Source organism: Paraburkholderia acidipaludis NBRC 101816, from assembly GCF_000684975.1.
Classification (GTDB): domain Bacteria; phylum Pseudomonadota; class Gammaproteobacteria; order Burkholderiales; family Burkholderiaceae; genus Paraburkholderia; species Paraburkholderia acidipaludis.
Genome location: NZ_BAXZ01000014.1, coordinates 12,630 through 36,477 on the forward strand (window position 1 = coordinate 12,630; position 23,848 = coordinate 36,477).

Here is a 23,848-nt window from a genome sequence, read left to right on the forward strand (position 1 = left end):
TGACCTGGCTCAGAACCCGGCAGTACTCGCTGCCGCTGCCCCTTGTGCGAACACCGCCTCCCCACCCACCGCCCGCGCAATCACCGCATCCGCCTCCCCAATCGCAATCCCCTGCGCCGCATACCAGCCGTCGTCATAGTAAGTAGTCCGATACCGCTCCCCGCTATCGCACAGCAGGCTCACGATCGCCCCCGTCTCGCCCTGCGCCTTCATCCTCTCGGCAAGCAGCAGCACACCGACGAAATTGGTCCCCGTCGACCCGCCCACGCGCCGGCCAAGCCGCGCGGCCAGATAGCGCATCGCCGCGAACGAAAGCGCGTCGGGCACCTTCACCATCGCGTCGATGCACGTGGGAATGAACGAGCGCTCCACGCGCGGCCGGCCAATCCCTTCGATGCGCGAGCCGACGTCGAGCGTGAGGCTGTCGTCGGGCTGTCCCGCCAGCACGCTTTTGAAGTAATCGAAGAACACCGAGTTCTCGGGGTCGGCGCACAGCACGCGCGTCGGGTGCCGCCGGTAGGCCACGTAGCGGCCGAGCGTCGCGATCGTGCCGCCCGTGCCGCCGCTCGACACGAGCCACGCCGGCACCGGATGCTCTTCCGCGGCCATCTGCTTGAAGATCGATTCGGCGATGTTGTTGTTCGCGCGCCAGTCGGTCGCGCGCTCGGCGTAGGTGAACTGGTCCATGAAGTGGCCGCCCAGTTCGCGCGCGATGCGATGCGATTCGGCGTAAATCTCCGAAGCTTTCGCGACGAGATGGCAGCGTCCGCCGTAGAACTCGATCTCCGCGATCTTCATGCGCGAGGTGCTGGCCGGAATCACCGCGACGAACGGCAGGCCGAGGAGCCGCGCAAAATAGGCCTCGGAAATCGCCGTCGATCCGCTCGACGCCTCGACCACCGTGCTCGTTTCGTCGAGCCAGCCGTTGCACAGCGCGTAGAGAAAGAGCGAGCGCGCGAGCCGGTGCTTGAGGCTGCCGGTCGGGTGGCTCGACTCGTCCTTGAAGTAGAAGCGCAAGTCCGGGTAGCCCGGCAGGTCGAGCGGAATCAGGTGGGTGTCGGCGGAACGGTTGAAATCGGCTTCGATCTTGCGGATCGCTTCGCGGACCCAGGCGGAATGGGGCATGGCGGACCTCGGCTCGGCAACGTGACAGGAAACCGGAACAACACCGGCGCGCCGGGTAGGTACGCGGCGTGCCGCGCCGCCATCATGGCACAAGGCCGCGCAACGTTACGGCAGACTGCCGCAAAGCCTGCCGCGCCGGCTTTGTATAATCCCGCATCCACACCTCTCGTGCCGCTTTCATGCTTAGTTTTGCGCTCGGTTTTCTCGTTTCCTTACTGGTCACGCTGCTGATCGTGCGCTACGCGCATCTGCATGAGCGGTTCTCCGTGGACTCCGATCTCGCGGGCGTGCAGAAATTCCATGCGAGACCCGTCCCGCGCATTGGCGGCACGGGGATCCTGGCCGGCCTCGTCGTCGCGGCCGCGCAGCTCCATCACGCCTGGCCGGCCGTCTCGGGCGGCATTCTCGGCATTGTCGCGTGCGGCATCCCGGCGTTCGCCTCCGGTCTCGTCGAGGACCTCACCAAGCGCGTCTCGCCGCTCGCGCGGCTCCTTTGCACGATGGCGGCGGCAGCGCTCGCGTACTTCATCCTCGGCATCGCCGTTACGCGCATCAGCGTGCCGCCGCTCGATTTCCTGCTCTCGTATGCGGCGATTTCGTGCGTCATCACCGTGCTGGCAGTAGCGGCCCTCGCGAACGCGATCAACATCATCGACGGCTTCAACGGCCTCGCCTCGATGGTCGCGTTCATGATGTTCGCCTCGCTCGCCTACGTCGCCTTCCAGGTGCACGACGCGGTGGTGCTCTCGGCGTCGCTCATCATGATGGGCGCCGTGATGGGCTTCTTCATCTGGAATTTCCCCGCCGGGCTGATCTTTCTCGGCGACGGCGGCGCGTACTTCATCGGCTTCATGCTCGCCGAACTGGCCATCCTGCTCGTGATGCGCAATCGCGACGTTTCGGCGTGGTATCCGGTGCTGCTCTTCATGTACCCGATCTTCGAGACCTGCTTCTCGATCTACCGGAAGAAGTTCGTGCGCGGCATGTCGCCGGGCATCCCCGACGGCGTGCACCTGCACATGCTCGTGTACAAGCGGCTCATGCGCTGGGCCGTGGGCGCCCGCACGGCACGCGAGCTCACGCGCCGCAATTCGCTCACCTCGCCCTATCTCTGGCTGCTGTGCCTGATCGCGGTGATTCCCGCCACGCTGTTCTGGCGCCACACGCTGCATTTGTTCTGCTTCGTGGTGGTGTTCGCGCTGACCTACGTGTGGCTCTACGTGAGCATCGTGCGCTTTCGCTCGCCGAAGTGGCTCGTGGTGCGCAAAACCCACCGGCGCACCTGAGCCCCGGGGACAGGCCCCGAACCCGGCACGCGGCTCGCCGCACGCGTACAATCCTTTCAGCAACCGGCGCCCGCAGCAAGCCGCGCGCCCGCCTGCCGCGGGCGGCCCGCAGTGTGACCTGTCTTGCGCGCCGCACCGTCTCTGGGGATTTCATCAAAAGGAGAGCCGACATGAGCCGTTACCTTGCCGTTGCCCTTGCACTCTTCGCCGTCACGCTGGCCGCGTGCAACACCATCGCTGGCGCCGGCGAGGACATCTCGAAGGGCGGCCAGGCCATCACGAACGAGGCGGACAAGGCCAAGTAGCCCGGCCTGCCGCAACACGCCGCGTCAACGTCCTGCCTCAACGTCCTGCCTGAACGCCTGACAGCACGCCCGACAGCACGCCATTCGCGGCCCCGCGGCTGGCGCCCGCCGGTTCATCCGGCGGCGCCAGCCGCCTTGGGCCGCACCGCTTCCTCTCCCGAACCCACGCACGCGCGCCACGTACACCTGGCCGCACGCCCTCGCGGTGATCGCGCTACCCTAGACGTTCGCGCCGCACATCTTCGCTCACCGCTCCGGCCAGGCCTGCGCCACGCCGCGACGCGTCGCCGGGGCCCTGAGCCTGACCCGGGAGGGAAACATGTCGAAAACGATCTGGATTGTCGTCGCCAACCGCGTGACCGCACGCATTTTCGCCGCCGAAAGCCCGCTTGGCGCCATCGACGAGGTCGAGACGCTGCTGCATCCCGAAGGGCGCGTGCAGGAGCAAAGCCTCGTGAGCGACAAACCCGGCCGCACTTACGACCGCGCCGGTCCCGGCCGCCACGCCACCGACCCCGACACCACCCAGCACGAGCGTGAAGCCACGCTGTTCGCCGCGCAGATCGCCACGGCGCTCGCGAAGGCGCGGACCGAGGACCGCTACGGCACGCTGGTCATCACGGCGCCGCCGGCGTTTCTCGGCGCGTTGCGCAAGGCCCTCGATACGCGGACGCAAAGCGTCGTCACGCTGGAGCTCGACAAGGACCTGGCGCACCTCGACGCGCGGGCGTTGCGCGCGCATCTGCCCGAGCGGCTGGTGCGCGTGCCGACGTAGGCACACGCGCCGACTGCCCTGGCGCAAGCGCGCCGGAGGGAGCGCACACCCGGAGGCGGGCCGTGCGCTCGCCGCCGCACCTCAGAGCGCGTCGAGCGGAATCTTCAGATAGCGCACGCCGTTGTCCTCCGGCTCGGGCATGCGGCCCGCGCGGATGTTCACCTGGATCGAAGGCAGGATCAGGTTCGGCATTGCCAGCGTGCGGTCGCGCGCGGTGCGCATGGCGACGAAGGCTTCTTCGCTCACGCCGTCGTGCAGGTGGATGTTCTCGCGCCGCTGCTCGGCCACGGTGGTGTGAAAGCGCGGCCCGCGCGAGCCGGGCGGGTAGTCGTGACACATGAAGAGGCGCGTTTCGCCGGGCAGGTCGAGCAAACGGTGCGCCGAACGGTAGAGCGTATGCGCGTCTCCGCCGGGGAAATCGCAGCGCGCGGAGCCGACGTCGGGCATGAACATCGTGTCGCCCACGAACACCGCGTCGCCGATCTGGTAGGCGAGATCGGCGGGGGTGTGGCCCGGTACGTGCAGCGCACGCGCCGCGAGCGGCCCGACTTCGAAGGTCTCGCCGTCCTTGAAGAGATGATCGAACTCGCTGCCGTCGCCGTTCACGGCCGCGCCAATGTTGAACACCTTGCCGAACACGCCCTGCACCGAGCGGATGTGCTCGCCGATGGCAATGCGCCCGCCCAGTTGCGACTTCAGATACGGCGCGGAGGAAAGGTGGTCGGCATGCGCGTGGGTTTCGAGCAGCCATTGCACCGTGAGGCCGTACTCGCGCACGAACGCGATCACGCGGTCCGCCGACTCCGTGGAGGTGCGGCCCGACTTCGGGTCGTAGTCGAGCACCGGGTCGACGATCGCGCACGCCGAACCGCGCCCCGTATGGACGACATAGGTCACGGTGGCGGTGACGGGATCGAAGAACGGCTCGACGATCGCAGACGAAACGTTGGGGGAGACGGGGGTATGGGCGGACATGCTGGGCTCCAGGCGGCGCGCCTGTTTATCTATTGAAGTACATATTATTAATGCATATAATGTTTGTCAATAAATTGACTGATGGCAACCCCACCGACTGGTGCGACAAATGAACTCGCCGCTCACTCCCGAAGCCCTCGCCGCCCTGCGCGAATCCGCCGAAAAATGCTGCGCGCTGCTCAAGGCGCTCGCGCATGAAGACCGCCTGCTGCTGCTGTGCCAGCTCACCGAAGGCGAGCGCAACGTCGGCGAGCTGGAGGAACTGGTCGGCGTGCATCAGCCGAGTCTTTCGCAGCACCTCGGCGTGCTGCGCGAAGAGGGGCTCGTGGCCACGCGCCGCGAAGGCAAGTACATCTACTACAGCCTCGCGAGCCACGAAGTCATCCAGGTCATGCAAACGCTCTCGAGCCTCTACTGCGGCCGCCTCAAAGCGAGGCCGGCGTGAGCCCCTCCATCGATCTCGCGCACTTCACGCCGCTTGCCTCGCTCGCGGGCGGCCTCCTGATCGGCGCGGCCGCCGCGCTCTTCGTGCTCGGCAACGGGCGCGTGGCGGGGATCAGCGGCATCGTGGGCGGCATCTTCGGCACCTCGCGCGGGGAGCGCGCCTGGCGTCTTGCCTTTCTGGCGGGCCTCCTCGCCGCGCCCTGGCTGTGGCGCATCGCCGCGCCCCTCCCTGCCCCCGTCATCGCCGCCTCGCCTGCCACGCTCGTCTGCGCCGGCCTCTTCGTCGGCATCGGCACGCGCTACGCCTCGGGCTGCACGAGCGGTCACGGCGTCTGCGGCATCGCGCGCGGCTCGCTGCGGTCCTTCGTCGCCACCGGCGCCTTCATGGCGGCCGGTTTCGCCACGGTCTACGTGGCGCGGCACCTTGCCGGAGCCTGATATGCGGATCGTCAACGCGTTTGTCTGCGGCCTCGTGTTCGGCATCGGCCTGATTCTTTCGGGCATGGCCAACCCCGCCAAGGTGCTGGGCTTCCTCGACCTGGCCGGCCGCTGGGATCCGTCGCTCGCGTTTGTCATGGCCGGCGCCGTCGCACTGGCCGCCGTCGGCTTTCGTCTCTCCCGCACGCGCGGCACGAGCGTCCTCGGCGCACCGATGCAATTGCCCACGGCCCGCCGCGTCGACGCGCGGCTCGTGGCCGGCAGTCTCGTATTCGGCGTGGGCTGGGGGCTCGCGGGCTTCTGCCCCGGCCCTGCGCTCGTGAGCGCGGGCAGCGGCCAGCCGCGCGCCTGGCTCTTCGTCGCCGCCATGCTCGCCGGCATGGCGCTCTACACCGTCCTCGAACGCCGCCGCAGCCAGCCCGGCCATCCTTGATCAGGAGTCTTCCCCCATGCAAATCGTCCCGCTCGACGAACGCTTCGCCAGCGCCGACCAGATCTCGCCCGACGATCTTCCCGCCATTGCGGGGGCGGGCTATCGCTCGATCATCTGCAACCGTCCCGACGGCGAAGGCGGCGCGGCCCAGCCCGCCTCGCAGGACATCCGTGGCGCCGCCGCGCAGCTCGGCCTGCAGTTCGCGTATCTGCCCGTGAAGCCCGGCCAGATCACCGCCGATGACGCCCGCCGTTTCGCGCAGCTGCTCGACGACATGCCCGGCCCGGTGCTCGCCTACTGCCGCAGCGGCAACCGCGCGATGAGCCTCTATCAGCTCGCGAACTCGCCGGCGCTTGCACAGGCGCCGCAGGCGGAGCCCGCCTCGCCCGCGGCGCCCGCCTGCGAATGGGACGAGGCAGGCGGCTCGAACGGCGTGGTCTGGGATATCGTCGTGATCGGCGGCGGTCTCGCGGGCATCACCGTGACGTCGAGCCTGCTGCGCCGCCAGCGCGATCTGAAGATCGCGATCGTCGAGCCAAGCGACGAGCACTTCTATCAGCCGGCCTGGACGCTGGTGGGCGGCGGCGCCTTCGACGCGGAGAAAACGCGCCGGGCGACGGCGAGCGTGATTCCCGCCGGCGTGAAGTGGATCCGCGCGGCGGCCGCGCGCGTCGAGCCGCACAACAACGTCGTGCGCCTGAACAACGGCGAAGCCATCGCGTATCGCGACCTGATCGTGGCATCCGGCCTGCGGCTCGCATGGGAGCGCATCGAGGGCCTCGAAGCGACGCTCGGCAAGCACGGCGTCACCTCGAACTACCGCTACGACCTCGCGCCCTACACATGGCAGCTCGTGCAGCAGATGCAGGCCGGCACGGCGCTCTTCACGCAGCCGGCCATGCCGATCAAGTGCGCGGGCGCGCCGCAAAAAGCGATGTACCTGTCGTGCGATCACTGGCGCAAGCGCGGCGTGCTCTCGAAGATCAAGGTCGAGTTCGATCTCGCGGGCGCCGTGCTGTTCGGCGTCGCGACCTTCGTGCCGCCGCTGATGGAATACGTGAAGCGCTACAACGCGAACCTCGCGTTCTCTTCGAATCTCGTCGCAGTCGACGGGCCGTCGCGCACCGCCACGTTCGAAACGAAAGATGCCGAAGGCAAGGTCGCGCGCGAGCAGAAGCGCTTCGACATGCTTCACGTCGTGCCGCCGCAGGTGGCGCCCGACTTCATCCGCGACAGCCAGCTTGCGGACGAAGCCGGCTGGTGCGAAGTCGACCACGCGACGCTGCAGCATCCGCGCTACCCGAACGTGTTCTCGCTCGGCGACGTCTGTTCCGCGCCCAACGCGAAAACCGGCGCGGCCGCGCGCAAGCAGGCCGTGATCGTCGCCGAGAACCTGCTGGCCGCGCGCGCCGGCAAGCCGCTTGCCTACCGCTACGACGGCTACGGCTCGTGCCCGCTCACGGTCGAGCGCGGCAAGGTCGTGCTCGCCGAGTTCGGCTATGGCGGCAAGCTGCTGCCCACCTTCCCGCTCGACCCCACGCGCCCGCGCCGCCTCATGTGGTTCCTCAAGGCAACGGTGCTGCCGAGCTTCTACTGGTGGGGCATGCTCAAGGGCCGCGAGTGGTTCACGCGCGCTTCGCAGAGCTGATCGAACGCCGGGGAGCCACACCATGCCCACCGCCATGCTCGTCAGCGCCGCGCTCGGTTCCATCGTCGGGGTCATCCTCGCGTTGACCGGCGCGGGCGGCGCGATCCTCGCCGTGCCGCTGCTCGTGTTCGGACTCGGGCTCGAAGTGGCGCAGGCCGCGCCGATCGGGCTGCTCGCGGTCGGTCTCTCGGCGGGACTTGGCGCGCTGCTCGCGCTGCGCGAGGGGCAGGTGCGCTACAGGGCCGCCGCGCTGATGGCGGCTTGCGGCGCGCTGGTCTCGCCGCTCGGGTTGTGGGTCGCGCACCGCGTGCCTGATGCGCCGCTCACGCTCGTGTTCGCGTGCGTGCTGGCACTGGTCGCCGTGCGCATGTTCCGCCAGAAGAGCGGCGCGACCCACGGCGGGCCCGAGCTCGCGCCGTCGAACCTGCCGTGCCGCCTGAACGCCGAACGCGGCAAGCTCGACTGGACCGCGCCGTGCGCGCGCTCGCTCGCCCTCTCGGGCGTGCTGTCCGGGTTTCTCTCAGGACTCCTTGGCGTGGGCGGCGGCTTCGTCATCGTGCCCGCGCTCAGGCGCGCCTCCGATATCCCCATGCGGGGCATCGTCGCCACTTCGCTCGCCGTGATCGCGCTCGTATCGTCGGTGGGCGTGGCCGCTTCGGCGGTGTCGGGACACATGCTCTGGCCCGAGGCATTGCCGTTCGCCGCCGGCGCGCTCGCGGGCATGCTGGGCGGGCGCGGCGTCGCGCATCACGTGAGCGGCGCGCGCTTGCAGCAGTCGTTCGCGGCGTTTGCGGGCTGCGTGGCGATCGGCATGGCCGTGAAGGCCGTGCTCGCCATGCGGGTCATGGGCGGGTTTTAAGGCGCTGCATCGGCCCTCGCAGTTCAGCCCTCGCAGTTCAGCCCTCGCAGTTCAGCCCTCGCAGTTCAGCCCTCGCAGTTCAACCCTCGAAGTCGAGACCGCCGAGCAGCACCTCCGGCTCGCCCTGAGTGCGCGAGGCGAAATCAACGGGACGCGCCGTTTCCCACGACGCCAGCTTGCGCGCCATCGCCGCCAGATAGTGCTCGAAACGCGCCTCGCCGCCCGGCTCCATCAGCCGCTCGATCTCGTCGACGTCCCACGTGAGCGACACGTTGAGCGGGTACACATACGGATGCCGGTATTCGCTCGCCGCGCCAACGAGGCGCACGCGCGTGGGATGCCCGTGCCCCTCGCGAGGCACGACTTCCACATGCACGGCCGGGCCGAACTGACTTGCCAGCTGCGCCGCGATGCGCGGCGCGAACGCTTCCTCGAAGCGATGGGCGGCCTCGATGCTCATGCGTGTCTCACTCCTCTGTCTCTCCGCGTATCGTCGGGTTTGCGCCAGCGTGCATCTCCCCAGGCGGCGCGCAATCCGGAACCATCCTACCGCGTGCGGCGGACGCGGACCAGCGCTACACCCGGCTCGCCTCGCGGACCGACACGGTATTGCGCACCCCCTCGAACGAGTAGAGCGCAAGCGCGATCCAGATCGCACCGTAGCCCATTGCGCGTACCGTGCCGAACGACTCGTGATAGACGAACACGCCGGTCAGCAGTTGCAGCGTGGGCGTGACGTACTGAACGAGGCCCAGCGTCGAGAGCGGAATGCGCCGCGCCGCCGCGCCGAACAGCAGCAAGGGAATCGCCGTCACGGGCCCGGCGCAGGCGAGCAGCAGCTGGAGCGGCAGCGGCGCGTGGCCGAAGTGGCTCGCGCCGGCAAGGCTCAGCATCGCGAGATAGACGATCGCCACGGGAAAGAGCAGCAGCGTCTCCAGCGTGAGCCCCTCGAGCGCGCCGAGTTGCGCGGTCTTGCGCAAGAGCCCATAGCCGCCGAAGGTGAGCGCGAGCGCGAGGCTGATCCAAGGCGGCGCGCCGTTCTGCCAGGTCAGCCACACAACGCCCGCCGCGGCCACGGCCACGGCGCACCACTGCAACGGCCGCAGCCGCTCGCCGAGAAACGCATAGCCGAACAGCACGTTGATAAGCGGATTGATGAAATAGCCAAGGCTCGCTTCGACGATATGCCCGGCGTTCACGGCCCAGATGTAGATGCCCCAGTTCGCCGAGAGCAGCACGGCGCTGGCCGCGAAACGGCCGACGAGGCGCCGGTTGCGCAGCACCGGACCGAGCCAGCGCCAGTGGTGCCGCACGAGGAGCACGGCGAGCACGAAGACGAGCGACCAGGCCATGCGGTGCGCCAGCATCTCGAGGACGGGAATCTGGTGCAGCGTCTTGAAGTAGACGGGAAAGAGGCCCCATATCACGAAGGCGAAAAAAGCGTAGGGAATGCCGGGATTCATGGTTGTCCGTGGAGTGGCGCGCGCGAGGCAATACCTGACAAAATTGGGGCCGCCTGCGCCGGATCGCCGGTTTTGCGACAATAGCGGATTTTCGCCGCCGGGCTTTGCCGCTGTCCAGCCTGACGCGCCGCTTACGGTGCGCCCCGGGCAGTCAGCCGTCCGTCATGTCGGCCACGTACCCTGAACCGGCCCCGAACCTGCCCTGACCGCGATGCATCTACCTCATATCGATCTGCTGTATTCGCTGTCCGGCCTGTGTGTCGGGTTCCTGGTCGGCCTGACCGGCGTGGGCGGCGGCTCGCTGATGACCCCCATCCTCGTGCTGCTGTTCAAGGTCCACCCGGCCACGGCCGTGGGCACGGACCTGCTGTACGCCGCCGCAACCAAGTCGGCGGGCACGCTGGTTCACGGGCTCAAGGGTTCGGTGGACTGGCGCGTGACGCTGCGCCTCGCGGCCGGCAGCGTGCCCGCGGCCACGGTCACGCTGATCCTGCTGCATCGCTATGGCATGGACACGCCCCGCGCCGGCCATCTGATCCAGGCCGTGCTGGGCGCCGCGCTCCTGATCACGGCCGTCGCCCTGATCTTCCGGCCGCAGCTCGCCGCCTTCGCCGCGCGCCATCGCCGCGCGCCGGGCGAGGCCGGCACGCTGGCGCTCACCATGCTCACGGGAGCGGTGCTGGGCGTGCTGGTGTCGCTCACCTCGGTGGGAGCGGGCGCGATCGGCGTGACCGTGCTGCTCCTGCTCTATCCGACGCTGCCGACCGTGCGCATCGTCGGCTCCGACGTCGCGCACGCCGTGCCGCTCACCCTGCTGGCCGGCGCGGGCCACTGGCTGCTCGGCTCGATCAACTGGCCGATGCTGCTTTCGCTGCTGTGCGGGTCGCTGCCCGGCATCGCGCTCGGCAGCCTGCTCTCGTCGCGCGCGCCGGAACGCCTTCTGCGCATCCTGCTGGCCGCGACGCTCACGCTCGTGGGCGTGCGGCTCGTGCTGGCCTAGGGCGTTCGCCCGGCGCGTCCGGGCACGCCGCCGCTCAGGCGTGCGGCGCGAACTGGAAGAAGCGGCCGTTCAGATCGGCCTCGAACTGGCGCAGCCATTGCCCGCGCGCGTCGATGCGATACGCCTGGGCCCAGGCGCCGCGCCGCACGATCACGAGATCGCCGTGAGCGGGATCGTCCGGGTCGGCCGCGCCGCTGACATCGAAGTGGATCGGCGCGAAGCCGTGGCGCGCGCATGCGAGTTCGAAGGCGGCGCGATCGACGAGCGGGAGATCGGTGTAAGTGTGGATAGTCATGGCAGTGTCCTGCAATGAGGCCGCACGCGGCCCCGGGTTCCTGCACTTACGGTATACGCTGTTTTTGACGATGCCTGTGTGTCAGGCCACACTCGACGTGCGCCGGCCGCCCCCCGCCTGAAAGCGCCGCATCGCCGAATCTCATGTACCATCGGCGGACAGATCCGGCGCCTGGCGTGCCGCCGGCGTCGCTTCGACATCCGATAGACGCCCCCGAGGCGCAGGCTGACGACATCCCCCAATCACTCCACGGAACCCGAGGCCCGCACTCCCCCGATGAAGTCTCCCACCGGCCGCAAATCTGCCCCCCGTCTCGTCGCGCGCTTCGTGGCGATTTCGTGGCGCGACCTGGCAGTCTCGTTCGGGCCGATCCTGCTCGTGAGCGCCGCCGCCATCTGGCTCGCGGTGCGGCTCATCCAGCCCGCGCCGCCCAGCACGCTCACGATAAGCACCGGCCCCAGGGGCAGCACGTTCTGGAACGCGGCGCAGAAGTACAAGGCCATCCTCGCGCGCAACGGCATCACGCTGAACGTGCTCGAGTCGGAAGGCTCGGTGCAGAACCTCCTGCGACTCGCCGACCCCAAATCCGGCGTCGACGTGGCATTCGTGCAGGACGGCCTCGCAAGCAAGGTGCCCGACGGGCTCGTTTCGCTCGGCAGCGTCGCGTATGTGCCGCTCGCCGTGTTCTATCACGGGCCCGCGGCCACGCGCCTCTCGCAGTTCGAAGGCGAGCGGCTCGCCATCGGCGCGCAGGGCAGCGGCGCGCGCGAGCTGGCGCTGGCCCTGCTGAAGGCGAACGGCATCGAGCCGGGCGGCGCCACGCAGCTGCTGCCGCTCTCGGGCGACGACGCGGCGCGCGCGCTCGTGGAAGGCAAGGTCGACGCGGCGTTCCTCTCGGGCGACTCTGCGCAGCCGCCGGTGATGGGGCGCCTGTTGCGCATGCCCGGCGTGCGCTTCTTCGACTTCACCCAGGCCGCCGCCTACACGCGCCGCTTCCCCTACCTCACGGCGGTCACGATCCCGATGGGCGCCTTCGATTTCGGCCACAACCTGCCGCCGAAACCCATGTACATGGTGGCGCCGACCGCCGAGCTGGTCGCGCGCGACTCGCTGCATCCAGCGCTCTCCGACCTGCTGATCGAAGCGGCCAAGCAGGTGCACGGGCGCGCCACGCTCCTGCAGAACGCCGGCGAATTCCCCGCGCCGCGCGCCCAGGACTTCCCGATCAGCGACGACGCCGCGCGCTACTACAAGTCGGGCAAGAGCTTCCTCTACCGCGTGCTGCCGTTCTGGCTCGCGAGCCTCGCCGACCGGCTGATCGTCCTGCTCGTGCCGATCATCGTCGTGCTGATCCCGGGGCTGCGCCTCGTGCCGTCGCTGTATGCGTGGCGGGTGAAATCGCGGATCTACCGCTGGTACGGCGCGCTGATCGCGCTCGAACGCGCCTCGATGGCGGACACCTCGCCCGCCGAGCGCCGCGCGCTCGTGCGCCAGCTCGACACGATCGAGGAGTCGGTCAACGGCATGAAGATGCCGCTCGCCTATGCGGAACAGTTCTACGTGCTGCGCGAGCACATCGGCTTCGTGCGCTCGCGCCTCTCGCATATCGCGGCGCGCCAGCACGGAGAGCGCGCGGCCGACGCCGACAACGGCGATGACAGCGACGACATGGCGGAGCGCGGCACGGCCGACGAGACGGCCCAAGAGGGACAGGACACGGCGCGACCTGACGCGGCCCGCCCGGAATGACACCGATAGCGCGCTTGGCCGCGGGCACGCAAGATCGTGATGCAGCGCGCAACATCGCAACCCATAACGAAACCGAAACGACGGACCGCGCTTCGGGCGGTCCGCATGAAGCGCATAGCGGAGGAACAGCATGATCAGCGGCATCGATCTCAGCGGCATCGACGTCAACCAGCCCACGTGGTTCTACGACTTCGTCTCGCCGTTCTCGTACCTGCTGCTGGAGCAGCAACAAAAGTGGCCGACCTTCGACTTCGTGCCGTGCCCCGTGCTGCTGACCGACCTGTACCGTCACTGGGGCCAGGCGGGCGGCCTCGCGATCCCGGCCAAACGCATCTACACGTACCGCCACGCGCTCTTTCGCGCGGACCAGCTCGGCATCCCCTTCAAAATGCCGCCGGCGCATCCGTTCGACTCGGTCAAGCCGATGCTGCTGGCCATCGCCGCCGGCGGCGAGTTCGCCTGCGTGCGCGAGATCTTCCGCTTCATCTGGCGCGAGGGCCGCGACCCGTCGAGCGAAGAAGGCTTCGAACAGCTTTGCGAGCGCGTGGGCATCCCGCACGGCGAAGCGCTGATCGAGCAGGAAAACGTGCGCGCCCAGTTGCGCCGCAACACGAGCGACGCAATCGCGCTGGGCGTGTTCGGCGTGCCGACTTTCTGGATGAACAAGCAGTTGTTCTGGGGCGAGGACGCGCTGCCGATGGTGCTCTACTGCGCCCGCTCGCCGAACTGGCTCGATTCGCGCGAGGTGAAGCGCATCAGCACACTGCCTTCCGGGCTCGCGAAAGCCACGGCGGAATGAGGGGCCGCTGAGGGTTGCCGGAGGGCCGGCGTGCGTCGCGCACCCGGCCGGCGAGGCGTCCTGATGCCGGCCATACCACTCAGGCTATGGCGCCGGCGGGCGCGCCGGCCTATGGTTATGGCTGAGCCGGTACGCGCGCGCAGACGACTGCCCGGCTCCCCGCGCGCCTCATCGACACCCCTTTACATGGACGACACCGCCCTTACCCTCGACATCTGGCTCGTGCGCGTGCTGCGCACGCTGCTGATCGAGCGCAGCGTCACGCAGACGGCGCTGCGGCTGAACCAGACCCAGCCCGCGATCAGCACGGCGCTGCGGCGCCTGCGCGAGATCCTGGGCGATCCGATCCTGGTGCGCGGCAAGGCCGGCATGGTGCCCACCGAATACGGCGAGTCGCTGCTGCAGCACGCGCAGCGCGTGCTGCGCGACGTCGATTTCGTCTCCACGCCGCATGGCGACTTCGATCCGGCGCGCTCGAAGCGCACTTTCCGGCTCGCGGCGCCCGACTACCTGAACGACTTCTTCATGCCGACGCTGATCGCGCACTTCCGCGAGGCGGCGCCCACGGCGCGGCTGGAGATCCTCTCGCTTTCGCCGACGCTCGACCATCATGCGGCGCTCGACGCGGGCGAACTCGACATCGTGATCGGCAACTGGCCGAAGCCCGACGCGCGTTTTCATCGCAGCGACCTGTTCGCCGACAAGGTGGTCTGCATGATGCGCGCCGATCATCCGCTCACGCGCGCGCCGCTCACGCGCGAGGCCTATCTTCGCGCCGCGCACCTCGCGCCGACGCCCTACACGGGTTCGAATGCGAACGCCATCGATATCGGCTTCGCGAAAGCGCGCGCCGAACGGCGCATCGTGACGCGCCTGCCCTACTTCGGGCTCGTGCCGCAGGTGCTGCTGCAGTCGGACCTCGTGTTCACGACCACGCGGCGTTTTGCGCTGCATTACGCGAGCCTGCTGCCGATCGCCGTGGTCGAGCCGCCGCTCGCGTTTCCGCGCATCCGCTGCTATCAGATGTGGCACCCGCACCCGGACCGGCCGAGCGACGTGGACTGGCTGCGCGGGCTCGTGGATGAGGTCTCGCGCAAACTCACCGCGCGCAGCCGGCCGGAAGCGAGGCGCGCGGCAGGCGCCGCGGCGCCGCTTACTTCGAAACCTGCGCCTTCCGGTCCGGCGAACGCGCCGGCGTGAACGAACCGTCGTCCTGCTCGACGACGGCACGGCACCGGAAAAGAATCGAGGCTGCCGCCCATTCCTATGCCGCGTCGAAACTGACCAGTTCCTGCCGCCAATAGTCGCGCGCGCCGCGGCCTCTCCCGTAGTAGGCGAACTCCATGGCGAGATAGCGCGGCACCTTGTCGGGCGCAATCCAGTAAACCAGCGTAAGACGCGAATGGCTCTCGAGCCGCCAGCCTTCGCCCTTCACGCAGAACGCGTCGAACGTTCCGGCCGGGACCGTGATGCTCTCGCGCGACACGACCCGGAAGTCGTACTCGAATGTGTCCTCCTTTCCCGACACCAACACGCGGTCATAGCGCGTCTTCCATTCCTTGCCGATCATGTAGTCGCTCACGAAGAGCTGCCGGTCGCTGTAGCGGGTGCCCTTCGAATCGACGCGCGTATTGCCGAGCAGGTCGGTGCGGAAGCGGCCGTTGTCAAATTCGACCGACGTGTCGTCGATCTTCGTCACTTGCTGGTGGCTGGACCAGTTTTCCCGCTTCGAATAGAGGTCGATTTCCCGATACGTATAGCGTTCGCCGAGCTTCATCGTCGCCGCGACCGCGCTGCCCTGTGTGAACGGATTCGCCTGATCGGTCTTGACGACGACCTTCTGCTCGCCGCTCGCAGCCAGCAGCCTGTCGAGCGCCGCCTGCGCGAGCTCGCAGAAATTGCCGTTCGGATGCGTCTTCAGATAGGCTGCGATCGCGTCGGCCGTGCCGGCTTGCTGCGCGGCGTCCCAGTCGTCCTTGTCGGCCTGCGCGAGCTGGTCGAGCTGCTCGTCGGTCGGCTTGTCGGAGGTGGGGGGAGGGATGAAATAGAAATCGCCCTCGAGCGACGTGCTCTCCCACGGAATCTGCCTGCCATGCGACTGGAGCCGAACCGCGAGCCGCACGCGCTTGAACACGTCCTCGATCTTCGCGTCGGGACGCACCATCTCGCGCAGCAGATTTTCCGTGTACAGGCCGTTTTTCCCGCTGCCATCGGACGCGACGTTGCCCGGCGCAGTCGCATACGCGAGAAATGTCCGTGTCGGCGCGTCCATCTGGCTCAGTCCCGCGCCGGTCGAGCCGGCAAAACCGAAGGGGTTGTTGCGGCAGGCGTCGAGGATCACGATATTCATCGGATTGCTCAATTTGCCGAGGCTGCCCACCAGTGCCGAGCTGTCGACGGTCTGCTGCGGCACGTCGCCGGCGGCCGCAAGCCGGATATCGACAGGCAGAAGGTAGTTGCGCCAGTCGATCTGCATGCCGTGCCCGGCAAAGTAAAAAAGCGCGACGGCGGAGTTCCGTTCGACGCGATCGCAGAACCCGCGGATCGAGTTGATCATCGCGTCGCGCGTGCAGTCGGTCTTCAGGTCGACCTCGAAATTGAGTTGCTTCAGGGTCGCGGCGATCGCGTTCGCGTCGTTAGGCGGATTGCGCAGCGGCGCACCCGGATACGCGCCGTTGCCGATCACGAGCGCGACGCGCGGCCCCCCACTGTCGTCCGCGAAGGCCAGCGTGTCCAGCACCCACGGGAACAGGGACAAGGCGGCCAGCTTGCCCAGTGTGCGGCGTTTGTCGGCACGAAATGCGGCGCGGAGGTTCTGGTTGTCCGACATTTGAGTGCTCCGGTTCAGGCGCCAGGAAAGCGGGGATCCAGGCCGCAAGGGCTGCGAAGCAATCCGGATTGCAGGGTCGTCCCGCCGCCTCGCTGTCGAGGCCTTACCTGGATTCGTCGACGGCTCCGGTTCGCGGCCAGGGTTGCGTAGGTTCGACGCCGGGATGGGGGCTATCCGGAACGAAGCCGCGTGTAGCGGCCGGCACATCCCCCTCGTCCGGATTCGAAGTGGCGCCGCTCGCGGCGGCTGCCGGCTGCGCATTCGCGGTGCTCGACGGAATCGGCACGCTCGACTTTCGCGCAGCCACCGCGCTGCCTGATGCAGGTGAGCCCGTTTCGGGCGTCTCAGCCTTGGTGAGAGCCGGCGAGCACAACAGTGCAGACAGCAAAACAAGCATGCCTATGCTGTGTTTCCTGACTATCATTGTTCTACTCCGCACGCGTACGGGGGAACTATGGGACGTGAGAACCATCCCGTTTGGGCAGTATATGACAAGCTTCGCACTGCCCGGCTTAATGTCCGCTACTACAGCGCACGATTGCGCCGTCTCGAGCATCTGGACATGGCCATGGACCTCGCGCTCGTCATTGCGGCCCCCACTTCGGCGGTCGCTGGTCTGTGGTTCTTCAAGACGGACATGGGCAAGCACATCTGGCAAGGCCTCGGGACGTTTGCTGCCTTCGTCGCGGCCATCCGGCCGGCGATTCAGTTCAGAAGAACGCTCAAAGCCTACGAAACGACAATCGCTGCTTATCAGGCCCTCGAATACGACCTCGAAACAATACGCCGCAAAATCGAGCAGCGCGGAACGTACGACGAGGAGTTGAAGGCGGATTTTTTGCGTGCTCTCGAACGACAGCGCCACATCGATATATCCAGTCCCGACAAGATCGCCAATTCACGGCTGCTGAAAACGTGCACGACCGCAGTGCTGTCCGAAATGCCCTCCAGTGCGTTTTTTGTTCCAGAAACGTAGTGGCCGTAGTGATGTTGTTAACGCGGTCGCCACGCTGATCGCAATCGGCTTGGGCACACTCGCAGCGCGCCGGATGCGCCGCAGCACCCCGTTGCGAGCATTTAAGGCCTCGGGGGGCGCGAGGGGCAATAGTGCAAATGCATCACCCCAGACGTGCGCGGCGGCGGTGCGGCCACCGCGCGCCATCTTATGTACGACGAATTATTGCGCGAGAACGCCAAGCCGCTCCAGCGCCCCGCTCGGCACGCGCAACTGCATCAGTTGCGCCGCCACCGCCACGGCAATCGACGAAGGCGCCTTGTCGACAATGCCCGTCACGCCGATCGGGCACACCATCTCCATGAGCCGCTCGGCCGGCACGCCGCGATCGAGCAGGCGCCGCTCGAACTTCACGCGCTTGGTCTGCGAGCCGATCAGCCCGAACCACGCGAAATCGCGCCGCCGCATGATGCGCTCGGTCAGCTCGAAGTCGAGCGCGTGGTTGTGCGTCATCACGATGAACCACGCGCCCGGCGGCGCTTCGTCCACGATCGCGGCGGGCGTGTCGGTTGCTTCGATCTGCACGTTGGCCGGCACTTCGTCCGGGAACAGTTCGTCGCGCTCGTCCACCCACTGCACGACGCACGGCAGCATGCCGAGCAGGTGCACGAGCGCATGGCCCACGTGCCCGGCGCCGAACAGCACGACGTGCATCGGCCCGTACTGCGGCACCGGCGTGCTGCGGCGACCGATGACCACCCGGCCCGCCGCATCGACGCTCACGCAATGATTCGGATGACGATTCATCTCGGCATGCTCCCTCGAAGTGGCAAACTCAGCCGCTCAGCCGCTCAGCCGCGCATGGCGGTGCGTACCGCGCGCACGGACTTGAGGATTTCCTCCGCCGTGGCGGGCGCATTCATCGGCGGATTGAAGCGGTAGTCGCCCACGCTCGCCACCGCGTCGCGGATCGCGAAGAACACCGAGAACGGCAGCAGGAGCGGCGGCTCGCCCACGGCCTTCGAACGGTGGATGCTGTCTTCCGCGTTGCGGTTCTTGAAGAGGCGCACGTCGAAGTGCAACGGCGTGTCGTTGACGGTCGGGATCTTGTAGGTGGACGGCGCATGCGTCATCAGCTTGCCGTCCGGCTTCCACCAGAGTTCCTCGGTGGTGAGCCAGCCCATGCCCTGAATGAAGCCGCCCTCCACCTGGCCCACGTCGAGCGCCGGGTTCAGCGAGGCGCCCACGTCGTGCAGCGCGTCGGCGCGCAACACGCGCATTTCGCCCGTGAGCGTGTCGATCACCACTTCCGAAACGGCTGCGCCATACGAGTAGTAGTAGAACGGCCGGCCTTGCAGCTTTGCCTGGTCCCAGTACAGCTTGGGCGTGGCGTAGAAACCGTCCGACCAGAGCTGCACGCGCGCGAGATAGGCCTTCGAAACCAGCGTTTCGAACGAGACGATCTCGCCGCCGACGATCACATGGTCGTTCGCAAACCGCACGTCGCCCGCGTTGACCCCGTCTTGCCCGTAGAGCTTCGTCGCGAGCGCCGCCAGCCGTTCGCGCAGTTGGCGCGCGGCGTCCTGCGCGGCCTTGCCGTTGAGGTCCGAGCCCGTCGAGGCGGCGGTCGCCGAGGTGTTGGCGACCTTGCTCGTATCCGTGGCCGTCACGCGCACGCGCGCGAAGTCGATGCCGAGTTCGTGCGCCACCACTTGCGCGACCTTCGTGTTGAGGCCCTGGCCCATTTCCGTGCCGCCGTGGTTCACGAGCACCGAACCGTCGGTATAGATGTGGACGAGCGCGCCGGCCTGGTTGAAGTGCGTCACGTTGAACGCGATGCCGAACTTCACGGGGGTGATCGCAATGCCCTTCTTGAGCACTTCGTTGTTCGCATTGAACTCGCGGATTTCGGCTCGGCGCGCGCGGTAGTCGCTCGTCGTCACGAGTTCGTCGAGCAGCTCGGCAATGACGTTGTCCTCGATCTCCTGACCATACGGCGTGACGTTGTTCTGCGTCTTGCCATAGAGGTTGCGCAGGCGCACGTCGAGCGGGTCGAGGCCGAGCGAGCGCGCGACGTCGTCCATGATGTACTCGATCGCGAACGCGCCTTGCGGGCCGCCGAAGCCTCGGAACGCGGTGTTCGACTGCGTGTTGGTCTTGCCGCAAAAGCCGGCGATGGAAACGTCGGGCAGCCAGTAGGCGTTGTCGAAGTGGCAGACGGCGCGCGTCATCACCGGACCCGAAAGGTCGGCGGAGAAGCCGCAGCGCGAGGTCATGTCCACCGAGACGCCTTCGATCACGCCCGCGTCGTCGTAGCCCACTTCATAGGTGTAGTGGAAGTCGTGGCGCTTGCCGGTGATCATCATGTCGTCGTCGCGGTCCGGGCGCAGCTTGACGGGGCACAGCAGCTTCCACGCCGCGAGCGCCGCGCAGCAGGCAAAGAGGCCCGACTGCGATTCCTTGCCGCCGAAGCCCCCGCCCATGCGGCGGCATTCCACGAGCACGTTGTGCGAATGCACGCCCAGCACGTGGGCGACGAGGTGCTGCATTTCGCTCGGGTGCTGCGTCGAGCACCAGACATGCATGCCGTCGTCGTCCTTCGGCACCGCGTAGGCAATCTGGCCTTCGAGGTAGAACTGCTCCTGCCCGCCCAGCAGCATCTCCCCTTCGTGGCGATGCGCGGCGCGTGCGGCGCGCGTGGAGGCGTCGCCGCGCGCAAGCTTCATCGGCGGCAGCACGAACTGGTTCGCCGCGCGCGCCTGCTGCGCCGTGAGCACCGCGGGCAGTTCCTCGTACACCACCTCGCCGCGACGCGCGGCCTGGCGCGCCGTATCGTGCGACGTGGCCACGACGATGAACATCGGCTGGCCGACGTACTGCACCACGCCATCGGCCAGCACCGGGTCGTCGTGGATGATCGGGCCGCAGTCGTTCACGCCCGGAATGTCCCCGGCGGTCAGCACCGCGACCACGCCCGGCGTGGCGCGCACCTTGTCGAGATTCATCGAGACGATGCGCGCGTGAGCCTTCTGCGAAAGCCCGAGCGCCGCGTGCAGCGTGCCCGCCATGACCGGAATGTCGTCCGTGTAGGTCGCGCGCCCGCTCACGTGCAGATGCGCCGACTCGTGCGGGCGCGACACGTGGACCTGGGTGAAATTCTCGAGGGCCTGCGCATCCTTCAGGAACGGTTCGGCTTGCTGATTCATTATGTTCTCCTTCTCGTTTCCTGAAGTCTCAGACCGACTCTGCAGCCTCGGCGGCGCCGGCGGGCAACACGGCGCGCACGTTCACGGCCTGCTGCGCGAGCGGGTTGTTCGGGCGCGTTTCCAGCCAGAAGCGATACAGCGTGTTCTTCGCCGCCTCGATGCGGTATTCGTCGGTGGCGCGCATGTCGGAGAGCGGCGCGTAGTCCTTGCCGAGCGCGATCATCGCGACCTGCGCCGTGGCCTCGTGCCAGTGCGCGTCGGCGAGCACGCCTTCGGCATGCGTCGCCCGCTTGGGCGTGGCGGCCATGCCGCCGAAAGCGATGCGCGGCTCGCGGATCGTCTCGCCGTCGGCGATGAACGCGTAGGCCGCGCATACGGCCGAGATGTCCGAGTCGAAGCGCTTCGAAACCTTGTAGGTGCGGAACTTCAGGTTCTTGCGTATGCCGGTGCGCGTCGGCACCTTCAGCGCGAGCACGAATTCGTCCTCGGCCATGTCCTTCTTCTGGTACGCGAGATAGAGGTCTTCGAGCGGCAGTTCGCGCGACGCTTCCGCACCGCGCAGCACCACGTGCGCGCCCAGCGCGATCAGACCCGGCATCGAGTCGCCGATCGGCGAGCCGTTCGCAACGTTGCCGCCGATCGTGCCGGCATTGCGGATGGGCAGCGAAGCGAAGCGCTGCCACATCTCCGTGAGTTCGGGGTAATGCTTCGCGAGTTCGGCATAGGCGCGCTCCACGCTCACGCCCGCGCCGATCTCGATCCAGTCGCTGCCCACCTCGATCCGGCGCATGGCCTCTACCTGGCCCACATAGACGATGTCGCCCAGATCGCGCATCTGCTTCGTGACCCACAGGCCGATGTCGGTGCTGCCCGCGAGAATGCGCGTGTTCGGCCGCGCGGCCTTGATGGCGGCGAGCGCCTCGACCGTGCGCGGCGCGTCGTATTGCTGACCCTTGTGCTCGTAGTGGAAGGTGTCCTTGCGCTCGAGCGTCGCGAGCGTGCGGGCGAGCGCCTCGACGTCGACGGGCCGCTTCGGCGCGTCGGCTTCGAACATGCGCTCGGCGGCGTCGAGGATCGGGCGATAGCCCGTGCAGCGGCACAGATTGCCGGTAAGCGCATTGGCGATCTCGTCGCGCGAAGGCACCGTGCAGGCGCCCTTGCCGGCACAGCCGGCCGCCGCCGGGGCGGCGCCCGCGTGCTCGTGGCCATGCTTCTCGTAGAGCGCCCACATCGACATCACGAAGCCCGGCGTGCAGAAACCGCACTGCGAGCCGTGGCAGTCGACCATGGACTGCTGCACCGGATGCAGCGAGCCGTCCGGCTGGCGCAGGTCCTCCACCGTGAAAAGCGCTTTGCCGTCGAGCGTCGGCAGGAACTGGATGCAGGCGTTGACCGCCTTGAAGCTCACGCCGCCCGCCTCGTTGCGTTCGCCGACGACGACCGTGCAGGCGCCGCAGTCGCCTTCCGCGCAGCCTTCCTTGGTGCCGGTGCAATGCGCGTCCTCGCGCAGATACTGGAGAACGGTGCGGGTGACGCCTGCGTCGCTGACTTCGCGAATCGCGTTGCGGTGGTAGAAGCGGATCGGCTGACTCATGATTTCTGGCTCGTCTGAATGTGCGGCCCGGCTGGGGAGGCCAGGCACGCTTCTGTGGACGGTTCGAACGCTATCACCACCAATATTTACAACCCATAGGCAGAGGTACATGGGGGATATATCGTTGAATCGATAAATCGAGGGGGTCCGGCGCCAGATTGCTTATGGTGCGATGGCCGTATTTCGACATTTTTTGCTAATTTATCTCAATATCGCCACTCTTGAGCGAACGGCGCGACCCCGCCACTTCGCCTCATGTGTGCCCTGATGGCCAAAATATCTTTTCTGCATCTGCAGAAGAACCGGTTCCATGGGAGAATCACGCCTTTCCCGCGTCTTCCATCCGCATTTTCCCCATGTCCGCTGACACGGCGCCCGAGCGCAGTTCGTTTGCGACGACCTTGCAGATCATTCCGGTCGTCTTTTTCACGTTCCTCTGCTATCTGACCATCGGCATTCCGCTCGCCGTCTTGCCGGGATACGTCCACAACGACCTGGGTTTCAGCACCGTCATGGCAGGGGGCGCGATCAGCGTACAGTACTTCGCCACGCTCGCCTCGCGCGCGCTCGCGGGCCGCTCGGCCGACACGCTCGGCCCCAAACGCACGGTCAGCATCGGCCTGATCTGTTGCGGCGCGAGCGGCGTGCTGCTCCTGCTCGCCGCACTCGTCGCACATTGGCCCGAACTCTCGCTCACGCTCATCGTGGCAAGCCGTCTGCTGCTCGGGTGCGGCGAAAGCCTGTGCGGCACCGGCGCGATCCTCTGGGGCATCGGCCGCGTGGGCACCGCCAACAACGCCCGCGTGATCTCCTGGAACGGCATCGCCACCTACGGGGCGCTCGCCATCGGCGCGCCGCTCGGCGTGGAGTTGACCCATTACCTCGGCTTCTGGACGCTCGGCGCGATGGTCATCGCGCTCGCCGCGCTCGGTCGCTGGCTCGCGCGCCCCGTCGCGCCCGTGCCGCTCGTCCATGGCGAGCGCATGTCCTATCGCAGCGTGTTCCTGCGCGTGCTCCCGCACGGTTTGGGGCTCGCGCTCGGCTCGGCGGGCTTCGGCTCGATCGCCACGTTCATCACGCTTTTCTACGCCGCGCGCCACTGGCCCAACGCCGCGTTCACGCTGACGGTGTTCGGCCTCATGTTCATCGGCTCGCGCCTGTTGTTTGCCAATACGATCCGGCGCTTCGGCGGCTTTCGCGTCGCCATTGCGTCGTTCTCCTGCGAATGCGTGGGCCTCGTCCTGCTGTGGCTCGCGCCCGTGCCGCATGTCGCGCTCGCGGGCGCCGCGCTCACGGGCTTCGGCTTCGCGCTTGTCTTCCCGGCGCTCGGCGTGGAGGCCGTGGGCCTCGTGCCGGCCGCGAGCCGCGGCGCAGCGCTCTCCGCGTACTCGCTGTTCGTCGATCTCTCGCTCGGCATCACCGGGCCGCTCGCGGGCTATGTCGCGAATCTGTTCGGGTACGGATCGGTCTTTCTCTTTGCTGCAATCGCAGCAGCCGCGGCGATTGCGCTTTCGGTGTCGCTGCACCGGCGTAGCGTGCGAGCCGCGCAGATTCAACTCCAGACCTGATTTCAAGGCCTGGATGAAGGGGGAACGCAGCGCAGCAAGCCCTATACCCTTTCTATTAATTTTCAATTTCTTTCGGATATTTTTCGCTTACCTTCATTGCC

At 67.5% G+C, this 23,848-nt stretch carries 23 protein-coding genes; 14 read left to right on the forward strand and 9 right to left on the reverse strand.

The genetic code is table 11. The annotated features are described in order from the left end of the window. Positions 1 to 9 precede the first annotated feature (9 nt). On the reverse strand, positions 10 to 1,125 hold the full coding sequence (locus BAC01S_RS31530) for a PLP-dependent cysteine synthase family protein (RefSeq protein WP_043202508.1): 1,116 nt from the start codon (positions 1,123 to 1,125) through the stop codon (positions 10 to 12). A gap of 179 nt (positions 1,126 to 1,304) precedes the next feature. On the opposite strand from BAC01S_RS31530, the gene BAC01S_RS16240 reads away from it, so the two are divergent. From BAC01S_RS16240 to BAC01S_RS16250, 3 genes are all read left to right on the forward strand, one after another. Then, on the forward strand, positions 1,305 to 2,411 hold the full coding sequence (locus BAC01S_RS16240; RefSeq protein ID WP_027795715.1) for an MraY family glycosyltransferase: 1,107 nt from the start codon (positions 1,305 to 1,307) through the stop codon (positions 2,409 to 2,411). A gap of 170 nt (positions 2,412 to 2,581) precedes the next feature. Beyond that, positions 2,582 to 2,716, forward strand: a complete 135-nt coding sequence (locus tag BAC01S_RS16245) for an entericidin A/B family lipoprotein (protein WP_027795716.1) — start codon at positions 2,582 to 2,584, stop codon at positions 2,714 to 2,716. Between the two features lie 319 nt (positions 2,717 to 3,035). After that, the gene (locus BAC01S_RS16250) at positions 3,036 to 3,491 is read left to right on the forward strand and encodes a host attachment protein (protein WP_027795717.1); all 456 of its coding nucleotides are present in this window, start codon (positions 3,036 to 3,038) and stop codon (positions 3,489 to 3,491) included. A gap of 81 nt (positions 3,492 to 3,572) precedes the next feature. On the opposite strand, the gene BAC01S_RS16255 is transcribed toward BAC01S_RS16250, so the two are convergent. Further along, the gene (locus BAC01S_RS16255) at positions 3,573 to 4,466 is read right to left on the reverse strand and encodes an MBL fold metallo-hydrolase (RefSeq protein ID WP_043202510.1); all 894 of its coding nucleotides are present in this window, start codon (positions 4,464 to 4,466) and stop codon (positions 3,573 to 3,575) included. A gap of 109 nt (positions 4,467 to 4,575) precedes the next feature. On the opposite strand from BAC01S_RS16255, the gene BAC01S_RS16260 reads away from it, so the two are divergent. From BAC01S_RS16260 to BAC01S_RS16280, 5 genes are read left to right on the forward strand one after another with little or no spacing between them, the layout of a single operon-like run. Further along, a complete protein-coding gene (locus BAC01S_RS16260) occupies positions 4,576 to 4,911 on the forward strand; it encodes an ArsR/SmtB family transcription factor (protein ID WP_027795719.1) in 336 nt (111 codons plus the stop codon). Further along, the gene (locus tag BAC01S_RS16265) at positions 4,908 to 5,348 is read left to right on the forward strand and encodes a YeeE/YedE family protein (protein ID WP_027795720.1); all 441 of its coding nucleotides are present in this window, start codon (positions 4,908 to 4,910) and stop codon (positions 5,346 to 5,348) included. The genes BAC01S_RS16260 and BAC01S_RS16265 overlap by 4 nt, the downstream gene beginning before the upstream one ends. Position 5,349: 1 nt before the next feature. After that, complete coding sequence (locus BAC01S_RS16270; protein WP_027795721.1) at positions 5,350 to 5,781, forward strand: YeeE/YedE family protein; 432 nt, start codon at positions 5,350 to 5,352, stop codon at positions 5,779 to 5,781. A 16-nt stretch (positions 5,782 to 5,797) separates the two neighbouring features. Next, positions 5,798 to 7,429: a bifunctional protein tyrosine phosphatase family protein/NAD(P)/FAD-dependent oxidoreductase gene (locus BAC01S_RS16275; RefSeq protein WP_027795722.1), complete on the forward strand. Its 1,632-nt coding sequence runs from the start codon at positions 5,798 to 5,800 to the stop codon at positions 7,427 to 7,429. 22 nt (positions 7,430 to 7,451) lie between these two features. Next, positions 7,452 to 8,288, forward strand: a complete 837-nt coding sequence (locus BAC01S_RS16280; protein ID WP_027795723.1) for a sulfite exporter TauE/SafE family protein — start codon at positions 7,452 to 7,454, stop codon at positions 8,286 to 8,288. A 79-nt stretch (positions 8,289 to 8,367) separates the two neighbouring features. On the opposite strand, the gene BAC01S_RS16285 is transcribed toward BAC01S_RS16280, so the two are convergent. Together BAC01S_RS16285 and rarD are read right to left on the reverse strand one after the other, a co-directional pair. Then, positions 8,368 to 8,748 carry a DUF5594 family protein gene (locus tag BAC01S_RS16285; protein ID WP_027795724.1) on the reverse strand — a complete coding sequence of 127 codons (381 nt, stop codon included), beginning with the start codon at positions 8,746 to 8,748 and terminating at the stop codon, positions 8,368 to 8,370. Positions 8,749 to 8,863: 115 nt separating this feature from the next. Continuing rightward, entirely contained in the window at positions 8,864 to 9,751 is an 888-nt protein-coding gene (gene rarD, locus BAC01S_RS16290) for an EamA family transporter RarD (protein WP_027795725.1), read from the reverse strand. A gap of 211 nt (positions 9,752 to 9,962) precedes the next feature. Between rarD and BAC01S_RS16295 the strand changes: the two genes are divergently transcribed. Next, entirely contained in the window at positions 9,963 to 10,751 is a 789-nt protein-coding gene (locus BAC01S_RS16295; RefSeq protein WP_027795726.1) for a sulfite exporter TauE/SafE family protein, read from the forward strand. A gap of 34 nt (positions 10,752 to 10,785) precedes the next feature. Here BAC01S_RS16295 and BAC01S_RS16300 read toward each other — a convergent pair whose 3' ends face one another. Continuing rightward, a complete protein-coding gene (locus tag BAC01S_RS16300; protein WP_027795727.1) occupies positions 10,786 to 11,046 on the reverse strand; it encodes a hypothetical protein in 261 nt (86 codons plus the stop codon). 276 nt (positions 11,047 to 11,322) lie between these two features. Here BAC01S_RS16300 and BAC01S_RS31535 point away from each other — a divergent pair, with 276 nt between their 5' ends. From BAC01S_RS31535 to BAC01S_RS31540, 3 genes are all read left to right on the forward strand, one after another. After that, positions 11,323 to 12,795, forward strand: a complete 1,473-nt coding sequence (locus BAC01S_RS31535; RefSeq protein ID WP_043202513.1) for a TAXI family TRAP transporter solute-binding subunit — start codon at positions 11,323 to 11,325, stop codon at positions 12,793 to 12,795. Between the two features lie 130 nt (positions 12,796 to 12,925). Continuing rightward, complete coding sequence (locus BAC01S_RS16310) at positions 12,926 to 13,594, forward strand: 2-hydroxychromene-2-carboxylate isomerase (protein ID WP_027795728.1); 669 nt, start codon at positions 12,926 to 12,928, stop codon at positions 13,592 to 13,594. A gap of 186 nt (positions 13,595 to 13,780) precedes the next feature. After that, positions 13,781 to 14,794, forward strand: a complete 1,014-nt coding sequence (locus tag BAC01S_RS31540; protein WP_084168616.1) for a LysR family transcriptional regulator — start codon at positions 13,781 to 13,783, stop codon at positions 14,792 to 14,794. Between the two features lie 64 nt (positions 14,795 to 14,858). Here BAC01S_RS31540 and BAC01S_RS33330 read toward each other — a convergent pair whose 3' ends face one another. Beyond that, positions 14,859 to 16,424, reverse strand: coding sequence for a caspase family protein (locus BAC01S_RS33330; protein ID WP_052408765.1), 1,566 nt, complete (start codon positions 16,422 to 16,424; stop codon positions 14,859 to 14,861). A 568-nt stretch (positions 16,425 to 16,992) separates the two neighbouring features. Between BAC01S_RS33330 and BAC01S_RS16325 the strand changes: the two genes are divergently transcribed. After that, positions 16,993 to 17,400, forward strand: coding sequence for a hypothetical protein (locus BAC01S_RS16325; protein ID WP_156954429.1), 408 nt, complete (start codon positions 16,993 to 16,995; stop codon positions 17,398 to 17,400). A gap of 201 nt (positions 17,401 to 17,601) precedes the next feature. On the opposite strand, the gene xdhC is transcribed toward BAC01S_RS16325, so the two are convergent. The 3 genes from xdhC to xdhA are packed head-to-tail and all read right to left on the reverse strand — an operon-like array spanning position 17,602 to position 22,179. Continuing rightward, on the reverse strand, positions 17,602 to 18,186 hold the full coding sequence (gene xdhC, locus BAC01S_RS16330) for a xanthine dehydrogenase accessory protein XdhC (RefSeq protein WP_043202515.1): 585 nt from the start codon (positions 18,184 to 18,186) through the stop codon (positions 17,602 to 17,604). 44 nt (positions 18,187 to 18,230) lie between these two features. Next, positions 18,231 to 20,585, reverse strand: coding sequence for a xanthine dehydrogenase molybdopterin binding subunit (xdhB, locus tag BAC01S_RS16335; RefSeq protein WP_027795731.1), 2,355 nt, complete (start codon positions 20,583 to 20,585; stop codon positions 18,231 to 18,233). Between the two features lie 28 nt (positions 20,586 to 20,613). Further along, complete coding sequence (gene xdhA / locus BAC01S_RS16340) at positions 20,614 to 22,179, reverse strand: xanthine dehydrogenase small subunit (RefSeq protein ID WP_027795732.1); 1,566 nt, start codon at positions 22,177 to 22,179, stop codon at positions 20,614 to 20,616. A gap of 356 nt (positions 22,180 to 22,535) precedes the next feature. Between xdhA and BAC01S_RS16345 the strand changes: the two genes are divergently transcribed. Next, on the forward strand, positions 22,536 to 23,747 hold the full coding sequence (locus BAC01S_RS16345; RefSeq protein WP_027795733.1) for an MFS transporter: 1,212 nt from the start codon (positions 22,536 to 22,538) through the stop codon (positions 23,745 to 23,747). The last annotated feature ends 101 nt before the right edge of the window (positions 23,748 to 23,848 follow it).